Annotated in this window: 2 protein-coding genes; one reads left to right on the top strand and one right to left on the bottom strand. The window is 44.6% G+C overall.

The annotated features are described in order from the left end of the window. The first annotated feature begins 145 nt into the window (after window positions 1–145). Complete coding sequence (locus VN105_RS14790; RefSeq protein WP_325642195.1) at window positions 146–967, top strand: phytanoyl-CoA dioxygenase family protein; 822 nt, start codon at window positions 146–148, stop codon at window positions 965–967. A 108-nt stretch (window positions 968–1,075) separates the two neighbouring features. Here VN105_RS14790 and VN105_RS14785 read toward each other — a convergent pair. After that, window positions 1,076–3,134, bottom strand: a 2,059-nt coding sequence (locus tag VN105_RS14785; RefSeq protein WP_325642193.1) for a hypothetical protein, incomplete at its 5' end; no start/stop codon positions are given.

Genomic DNA, 3,134 nt, shown 5'->3' with positions numbered 1-3,134 from the left:
GGGCTGGGTAGGTGTGCCCGATTTTAATAAATATGACGCTGGTTTGTTAGGCCCGGTGAAGTTAATACAGGCAAAATAATACTACTGGGGGCTTACAGGTATTTGCCTGGTACGCCTGATATTTTTCAAAAAAAGTTGCAGATATATGAACACGTTACTCACGCAAAAGCAGATTCAATCTTATCGGGAAGATGGATTTTTATTAATTGAAGACTTTCTTAACCAGGAAGAACTTTCCCATTGGCGACAGGTTATTACGGAGGCTGTTGAACAGAGAGATGGCCGGAAAATGCCCGGTAGTGATAAAAAAATGGGCGAAGACGACGGGATCAATAAGGAAAGTGAATATTTTGGAAAGGTGTTTGACCAGATGATTAATATTTGGCAAACAAACGATGCGGCAAGGCAGATTATGTTTGACGAGAGATTGGGCAAAATGGCCGCAGAATTAGCAGGATGGGAGGGTACCCGGATATGGCATGACCAGGTGCTTATAAAACGTCCCTGGGCCAATCCTACCTCATGGCACCTCGATACGCCTTTCTGGTCGTTCACCGATAAGCGGGCGCTATCAATATGGGTGGCTTTAGACGACGCTACACATGAAAACGGTTGCCTGTATTTTATTCCCGGATCTTATCATGAAACCGGTTTTGAAAACCAGGGCATCGGGAAAAATATGGATGCAATATTCCAGGTTTATCCGCAGCTTGTAACTAAGAGGTCTGTTGCTGCACCCATGAAGGCGGGTAGTTGTTCTTTTCATAATGGGTTAACAATACACGGCGCCGGCGCCAATATGACCAATGGCTTCCGCAGGGCGATGACCTGCGCTTATATGCCTGATGGTGCGAGGTTTAACGGCATAAAAAATATATTAAGTGATGCGCAGGTAGCGAGGTTGAAAGTCGGAGACCTGCTGAATGATGATGCACAGAACCCGCTGATTTATACAGCGGGGATTTAATAAAGCCATCGGGTAATCCTGATCTAAAATACATCCTATAAACGTACAAAACCGGGGTTCTCTCAGAGCCCCGGTTTTATATGTTTATGTTCGATTGAAGAAGGGAGCTTAATGAGATGTTTCCCTGATTGAAAAGTTAACAGGCGTACTACAATGTTTATTCAGGGAAATGCTGCCATTGTTATTAGCCTGAAGCCGGGTAATATTGTTGTTTGTTACCACTTCGTATTTTAAGCCTGGCTGCAATCCATTAATGGTGAATTGATAGTTGCCGCGTGATGAAATGGTCCATGCAAATACGTCATTCTTCGGGGAAGTAATTTTCATGTCAATGCGATTGCCCGGATCTGCACGAACCAGGAGTTGCGCAGTATCTTTATTGCCGGGGTAGAACTTAAGCATGTTCCCGCTTTTATCTGCACCAAAAGATTCGTTACTTTTTACAGAAAAGCTATTGGTGCTCATTACATAATCATTAACGCTCAATTCAAGATGATAAACGGTATCCCTGTGCGTATATGAAAACTTTGTTCCGTTCAGTGTTTCAGGCATATTGGGTTCCAGCCCCATCCTGTTCCATTTTGGGCGAAGGCCGTAAATATCCTTGTATAGCGCTGTAATGCTGGTACAGATGCCTGCCAGGATATCATCCCCCATTCCAAGCTGGGTTGTTCTGCTGTAGCGCTGAGAGGAAAGCCCGTCTTTTTTATACTGATCAAGGAGATGATTAATGAATTTGAGCGCAATGTGCTTATCATATTTCACATAAGCGTTAACACCAAGATATCCCCATGTAGGGAATATATCCCCGTTTTCATATTTAGGGAAAGGCCAGTTGCCATCGCTTACTTCTTCTCTTTTAAACGAATCGAAGCAAAGCGGCCAGTGAAACAGGTGTTCTGCTGTTGTTCTTTGTTCTATTTGATCAAGAATGAGTTTTATGCGTTCCTTGTCGTCACACAATCCAAAGGCAATGGCGGCAAAATTTACAGGAGTAACCAGGTTATCGCCATGAATGGTATTGTCTTTATCCCGCCAGTATACATACTGCTGTTTGGCCGGCGACCAGAAGCCGCCTTCATCAACCGGCTTATTAAATGCGCTTTTAAGACGGGCGGCTATCGCTGAATAATGACCAGCCATTTTATGATTGCCTAGAACCGTTTCACATTTGGCCCACAGTGTTAATGCTTCGTATAATTGCGCATTTACAAAAGCGTTTTCAAAGCTTGCCCAAACAATGTCTAACCAGTCGCTTGCCTTTTTTTCCGCTACGCCGTTATTCATCATTTCATAGATCCCGTTGTTGTTGGAATCCCGTTTTATCAGCCAGTCCAGCGCCTTTTCACAGCTTGCCTGATGTGCACGCAGCCATTGCAGATCGCCGTTCAGATCAAACAGCTCACTGGTGTTGATCACATAGCCTGTTTGTGAGTCAATGGTATATCCCCACATGGCTTCATAATAGCCCGTTTGCGGATTATATGTGCCGGGAATTTCATCGCCCGGTACATTATGCCAGCGTGATAGAACACGACCATCGTTTAGCATCGCCTGATCTCTCTCCTGGTCCAGTGTTGCCGCCAGGTTTTTTGTATAGCAGGGATCATTCAATGCCAGCCCGATCTGGGCAAAAAACGGCTCATGCAGGCATTTCCAGTTGGTGAGCCAGCCATTTGCGCCTACTATATTGTTGTCTACCACGCCATACCGCCCGGTTGTATTTAAAAGCTCGCGTACTGCTGTTGCGTCAATACCGGGAAGCGTTCCTCTTGCGTATTCCTTATTGTAATCAATGTATTGCAGTGCCAGGCTTAACTTTACGCGTCCCTTTTTTACCTGGAAGGGAGCAAATACATCGTACTTTTGTGATACGAAGCGGCTCAGGTGATGGCGTTGCTGTAATTTGGAAGCGGTTAATAATTGTGTAAAAGTGAACTCGCCATTTTTGCTATGAGAATATTTTGAAGCCATTTCATTTGCGCTTCCCGGTTGGGCCGATATCCTTAACGCATCTCCCGAATCAGCATTCCAGAATGTTACTCCGCCAGTATGAACGCCGTAGGTATCGTTAATTTGCTTCAGGTATTTACACCAAACCATCCCGCCGTTATCAATAATTCCTCCTTTCCAAACTGATAGGCCTGTAAAATTCCATTTTGGAAAG

Source organism: Chitinophaga sp. (assembly GCF_035564935.1).
GTDB lineage: Bacteria > Bacteroidota > Bacteroidia > Chitinophagales > Chitinophagaceae > Chitinophaga.
Note: the sequence above shows the minus strand (reverse complement) of the source record. Positions and strands in the feature narration are given on the sequence as shown.

Excerpts from the sequence above, each read along its gene's own strand:
- VN105_RS14790 (WP_325642195.1), top strand. The coding sequence starts at position 146 with ATGAACACGTTACTCACGCAAAAGCAGATTCAATCTTATCGGGAAGAT.